The sequence below is a fragment of the Sphaerobacter sp. genome (genome assembly GCF_019683595.1).
Lineage (GTDB): Bacteria > Chloroflexota > Chloroflexia > Thermomicrobiales > Thermomicrobiaceae > Sphaerobacter.
Genome location: NZ_JADGHZ010000197.1, coordinates 1 through 5,968 on the forward strand (window position 1 = coordinate 1; position 5,968 = coordinate 5,968).

Here is a 5,968-nt window from a genome sequence, read left to right on the forward strand (position 1 = left end):
CCCCTCACCCCCCAACCCCCTCTCCCACGGAGGGGCGAGGGGGAGCACTACGGATGACGCATGACGTATGACGGATGGTCTACGACAGGCTACACGTGGCCAGTGGAGGACTCGTGGGGCCAGGGCTGCCGGTGGGTCCGGGCTCTTCGGTGATGCCCATCGCCTGGTAGTCCGCGATGGGGCGCGGGGCCTGGAGGCGCAGAACGGCGCGGCCGGAGTCGTCGACGGTGAAGACCCCAGCGCTGGTACGCGCCTCTCCCTCGCGGAGCCAGACCTGATAGACCCGGCCGTCGGGCGTCGGCGGGATCTCCGTTACCACCAGCAGCGCCTCGCGGTCGTCGCCCGAGACGTAGAGGGTGCCGTAGGCGTGATTGTCACCCTCGGAGACGAGCGGGATGGCGCGGGCGGCTCCGGTGAGGGCGGCGGCGGCCATCTGCTGCTCCTCGCGCAGTTCGGCCAGGTCGGAGCGAACGCGCGCGAGGTCGCGGGCGATCAGTGCGAGCGCGATGCCGAGCCCGATGATGAGCACGGCGGCGGCGGCCAGGGCGACGCGCATCCAGCGCGGCGTCTGCAGCCGGCTGATCGGTGTCGGTGTGGCGGGCGCTGTCGCGTCCTGTGGGGTAGGCGAGGAGCCGTCCGCATCCGTGTTCAACCGGGCGAGCAGGCGGTCGCGCAGGTCGGGGGGCGGGTCGGCCGCAGGTGCCAGCGTCGCGAGCGCGCCGATGGTGGCCTCGAGCCGTGCGCGCTCCCGTTGGCAAGCTGGGCAGGTGGCAAGGTGCGCGGCCACGGCCTCGCAGCCCTCGTCGTCGAGGGCGCCGAGGAGATAGGCTGGCAGGTCGTCGGCCACCTCGTCGTGGCTCAGGGCACGTCGGTCCATACCTCTACTTCTTCCAGGATGTCGGCCAGGCGCCGGAGCGCCGTGCGCACCCGAGTCTTGATTGTACCTAGCGGCACATCCAGGTGAGCGGACATCTGGCTCTGCGTCATTCCACGAAAGTACGCGAGTTCGATCACCTCGCGCTGGGCCGGCGTCAGCTCCTCCAGCGCGGCCCGCACCCGGTCGGCGACCGTATGCGTCCAGATCTGGTCGCCCGGCTCCGGGTCCGGGTCGACGATGCGCTCTTCGAAGGGGGCGCCCCGGTCGTCGTCGTGGAACGTCTCGCGCGACCGGCGCCGGAGCAGGTCGATGGCCCGGTTGCGTGCCACCCGCAGGATCCACGGACCGAAGGCGCCGCGCTCGCTGATGTAGGTTTCCGGCCGCTGCCAGAGGGTCAGGAAGGCGTCCTGGACCACATCCTCCGCCGCGCGCCGGTCGTGGAGGATGTGGAGCGCGAGCGAGTAGACCGGTCGGGCGTAGCGATCATAGAGCAGGGCCAGCGCGTCCTGGTCACGCGCCCGGATGCGCTCGATCAACTCCTGGTCGCTCGGCGAAACCGACACGGCGCACCCCTGCTCTCTGATCGACGCTCGGCCGAGGCCCTGGGGGCGCCTGGCCGCGATCCCGCTGTGGTGATGGGCAAATTATACGCCATGCGCGCGTGCTAGCCGCCCCGGTACGAGACATTCTGGACCCATTCCCCACAACACCCTGCACGACCGAACCCTTCCGCGGTGGGGGGCTCCTACGCCTCGGACTCGTTCGTCGTATCTCCGGCGGTGGCGCGTGCCGGGGGGTTAGAGCCGCCGGGCTGACAAGGAAAGCCGGCTGAAGCCGGCTTTGGAGTGCGGCGGCCCGAGCCGCCGCTTTGGTATGGCGCGGCTGATGCCGCGCCGGCGTCGGGACATCGGATGGGTGGTGTGAGGATCGCGCCGCCTGGCCCGTGCCCGGGGCTAAAGCCGCCGGGCTGACAAGGCGAAGCCGGCTGAAGCCGGCTGGGGACGCTGGGGGCGGCAGGTGGCTGTATCGGATACGCCTGCATCTCGTCATCGTAGCCACTTCAGTGGGCTTACCCCTATTCAGCCCGGCGGCTTTCGCCCCGGACATGTACCGAGCGGTGGGACACAACGCCGACGTGGGAGTCCTGTTCCCCCAGCCGACTTTAGCCGGCTTTCTTTGTCAGCCCGGGGGTTCACCCCCCGGGCGCGGGCCTCCACGCGGGATCCTTCACGCCACCCACCCCCGGCACGGGCCGACCGCCCACACCCGACTAGTTCGTCATGCTCCATCACCCCCGAGTTCCTATCACCGCCGCGGAGCCTCGCCAGGGGCGCGCCGATCCCTGGGGGCGGCTATGGCTATGACGGCATGGTGCCGAGCGTCACCTGCACCTGCGTCTCCTGTGACCCGCGCATGACGGTCAGGGTGATCGTGTCGCCCGGGCGGTGCGTGTTGACGATCTCCGCCAGTGACGACTCGGTGGTCAGTGGCTGGCCGTCGATCTCGGTGATCACGTCGCGGGACTGCAAACCGGCCTGCTCGGCCGGGGAACCCCCGACCACCTCGATCACCACCACGCCGCTGATTGCCCCCTCAATGCCGAGCTGGGCGGCGATCGCGGGCGTCAACTGCGTGTAGCGGATGCCGATGTAGGGATGGGTCACTTTGCCGGTGGCGACCAACTCATCCGCGAACGGCTTGACGGTCGAGATGGCCAGGGCGAAGCCGATCCCCTCCGCCTGGAACCCCGACTGCGTCGTCCCCGCGACGAGGGTGTTGATGCCGATGACCTCGCCGGCCAGGTTCACCAGCGGCCCGCCGGAGTTGCCTGGGTTGATCGCCGCGTCGGTCTGGATGACGTTGAAGAGGAAGGGGCCGGCCTCCCCGCTATCGCCGGGCTCCTGCACCGTCCGGTTGAGCGCGCTGACGACCCCGACGGTGACGGTCGGCCCGCCCGGCAGCGCCAGCGCGTTGCCGATAGCCACCACCCACTCACCAACCTGGAGCCTGTTCGAGTCGCCCAAGGGTGCGGTGGGCAGGTTCTGCCCGTCGATCTTGAGCACGGCCAGATCGGTCTGCGGGTCGGTGCCGACGACGTCCGCCGGGAAGGAGCGGCCGTCGGGCAGGGAGACGCGCAGGCTCTGGGCCCCGGCGACGACGTGGTTGTTGGTCAGGATGTAGCCCGCCGGATCATAGATGATCCCGGAGCCGACGCCCCCGGGAACGGTGAAGGGCTGGTTGAACTGGTCGAAGCGCGTCTCCTCGCTGGTCACCTGCACCACCGCCGGCTTGACCCGCTGGCTGACCGCGATCACGGCGCCGATGAAGTCGCCGCTCAGCGGCTGGGCCACGGCAACGTTGGGTGGCGCGGTCGGGCTGGTGCTAACGCTCGACGTGGGCGGGGGGCTGCTGCCCGGTGTCCCGCTCGTCGCCGTCGGGGCCGCGCCGGCGTCGCCGGTCCCGCCGTTACCCCCGCCGCGGGTCACACTACAAGCCGGGGCGATGGCCAGCAGGAGCAAGAGCACGGCCATGCCCCAGTAGGTCGCCGCTCGTCGGGTCTTCATCGTCCACTCCCTCATCGGTTCGTTCCATCGTCGAGGCGTGTCAGATCGCGCCGTGTGATGCCCTGGCTCGGGCTCTGTATCGCCCGCGGCGCGTCCGGTGTTGGTGCCACGGTCATCGCAGAGTGCCGGCCGCGACTGCCGGCGCGGGGGCGTCGTCGGGGCGGCGGGACGGTTGCGTGTTCCCGCGCGGCGACCCATGTCGCAGGGGTGGCGGGTGCGTGGGGCGAAGCTGTCGATCTCGTACATTCATCTCTCGCTTTCTTAAGGTGGTTCCCTTGTCTGGGGGGTACAGCGGCGGTAGAATCGGTAGCCCGGCGATCTTCGTGGGATCCTTCCTTGCCGCCCGGAACGAAGCCTCTTTGGTGCGCGCTCCCGGCCAGGGTAGGGTAGGGAAGACGGGGGGCCGATGTGGATGCGCAGGGTGCGCGTGTGAACGGGATGCGGCTGCGGGTGGAAGCCCTGGCGGACCGTGTGACTCCGCACCTCGCGGCGCTCTCCCCGACTTTTGCCGCTCTCCCCACCGATGAGCAGCGCCGGCAGGTTCTCGACTACCTCGATGGTCTCGACTGCGGAGCGAGCGGCCCGGCTCCAGCCGCGGTGGCGTCCCTGGTGGGCGCGCTCGGCGGTGCGGAGGACGTCGGGCGGGTCATCACCTGCCTGTACACCATCGGCGATATGCTGCAAGACGAGGTGCGGGAGATCCCCGGCGCGCCGGAGGCGATCGCCGCGTGGACGCGGGAGGCGGTTGCGCAGGCGGCCCGCCACGCCGTCGACGCCGTCTCCGAGGGATACCGCGCCGAGGTGGAACGGTTGCGCCGGGGCGAGGAGCGGCTCATCAGCCTGCAGCGGGTCAGCGCGGCGATGACCAGCGACCTCGATCTCGACCGGACCCTGACGGTCCTGGTCGAAGAGGCGCGGCGGTTGATGCACGCCGATACCGCGGTGATCCGGCTCTACGACGAGGAGACGGAGAGCCTGCGCCTCATCGCCGAGGCGGGCGACGCGAAGGGGTTGCGCCTCGGCGAGGTCGTCCCGCTCGACGGTTCGCTCTCCGGCTATTGCTTCCGCCGCGCCCGGCCGGCGGTCAGCTCCGACGTGCGGCGTGACCCGCGACTCGGGCAGGAGATCAAGCGGGCTACGCGCTTCGGCTCGATGCTGGTCGTTCCCCTGCGCGTGCGCGACCGGCCGATCGGCGTGCTCCTGGTCGGGTCGTCCGCGCGCGGTGCCTTCAGCGAGGAGGACCAGACACTCCTGAGTCTGCTTGCCGATCAGGCCGCCAGCGCCATCGAGAACAGCCGCCTGTACCAGCAGGCGCAGGGGCAGATCGCGGAGCTGGCGATTCTCCAGCGCATCTCCAGCGTCATCTCGTCGAGCCTCGACCTGGACGACGTGTTCCAGGCGATCTACGACGAGATCCGCGGCGTGATGCCGACCGACGCGTTCATCATCGGGTTGACCCGTGAGGACGGGCTGCTCGACCTGGAGTTCATCGCGGACGGCGGGCAGCGCTACGCCCCGGTTCGGGCGTTCCAGTACAGCGAGGTCTTCCGCCGTGCACTGGAGGAGCGGCAGCCGGTCATGGTCGGCGACGTGCTCGATGCCGAGGCGCCGGCGATGCGCAGCGTGGGACACCCGCGCACGAAGGTGCGCAGCGTCATCGCCGCGCCGCTGATCCAGGGCAACGAGGTCATCGGCCTGCTGAGCGCGCAGAGCTACGTGCCGCACCGTTACCGGGAGTGCGACGCGCGGCTGCTCATGACGATCGCGAACCACGCGGTCGTGGCCATCGAGAACGCGCGCCTCTACCGTCAGGCACAGAGCCTGGCGATCGCCGAGGAGCGGAATCGCCTCGCGCGGGAGATCCACGATACCCTGGCGCAGGGGCTGATCGGCATCATCCTCTACCTGGAGCGGCTCGACCTGGAGATCCCGCAAGACGACCGTCAGTACCGGCCGCTGGTGGAGCGGGCGCTGTCGCTGGCGCGCGGCAACCTGGAGGAGGCGCGCCGCTCGGTGCACGACCTGCGGGCGGCTCCGCTCGAAGGCCGGACGCTGGTGGAGGCGCTGTCGCACCTGGCCGAGGATCTGCGCAAGGAGCGGCTCTTCAACGTCGAGTTGACCGTGCCCAAGGCGCTTCCGCTGCTCGCCGCTCGGGTGGAGACGGCCCTGTTCCGGATGGTGCAAGAGGCGATCTCGAACGCGCGCAAGCACGCGGGATGCAAGACGCTCGCGATCCGGCTGTCGGTGGCGGGGGGCATGGTTACCCTCGAAGTCCACGACGACGGGCGCGGTTTCGAAGTGGAGCGCGTGCTGGGCGAATCACACCGCTTCGGCCTGTCGACCATGCGGGAGCGCATCACCCAGGTGGGCGGCGAGTTCACCGTCGAGAGTTGTCCAGGCGACGGCACGATCGTCCGCGCCACTATCCCCCTCTCCCAGGCGACCCACTCCGAATCCGAGGCGGTGTAGGGGCGGCGGTTACCCCTCATCCCCTAGCCCCCTCTCCCCCAAGGGGAGAGGGGGAATG

The 5,968-nt window shown here is 70.1% G+C and carries 4 protein-coding genes; 1 reads left to right on the plus strand and 3 read right to left on the minus strand.

The features are described 5' to 3' along the window. Positions 1-79: 79 nt before the first annotated feature. The 3 genes from IRZ30_RS14895 to IRZ30_RS14905 form a co-directional block, all read right to left on the minus strand. Positions 80-877 carry an anti-sigma factor gene (locus IRZ30_RS14895; RefSeq protein ID WP_294086268.1) on the minus strand — a complete coding sequence of 266 codons (798 nt, stop codon included), beginning with the start codon at positions 875-877 and terminating at the stop codon, positions 80-82. After that, the gene (locus IRZ30_RS14900) at positions 859-1,440 is read right to left on the minus strand and encodes a sigma-70 family RNA polymerase sigma factor (RefSeq protein ID WP_294086269.1); all 582 of its coding nucleotides are present in this window, start codon (positions 1,438-1,440) and stop codon (positions 859-861) included. Before IRZ30_RS14900 ends, IRZ30_RS14895 begins: the two co-directional genes overlap by 19 nt. 795 nt (positions 1,441-2,235) lie before the next feature. Beyond that, positions 2,236-3,441, minus strand: a complete 1,206-nt coding sequence (locus tag IRZ30_RS14905; RefSeq protein WP_294086271.1) for a trypsin-like peptidase domain-containing protein — start codon at positions 3,439-3,441, stop codon at positions 2,236-2,238. Between the two features lie 438 nt (positions 3,442-3,879). Between IRZ30_RS14905 and IRZ30_RS14910 the strand changes: the two genes are divergently transcribed. Next, positions 3,880-5,910 carry a GAF domain-containing sensor histidine kinase gene (locus tag IRZ30_RS14910; protein WP_294086273.1) on the plus strand — a complete coding sequence of 677 codons (2,031 nt, stop codon included), beginning with the start codon at positions 3,880-3,882 and terminating at the stop codon, positions 5,908-5,910. Positions 5,911-5,968: the final 58 nt, after the last annotated feature.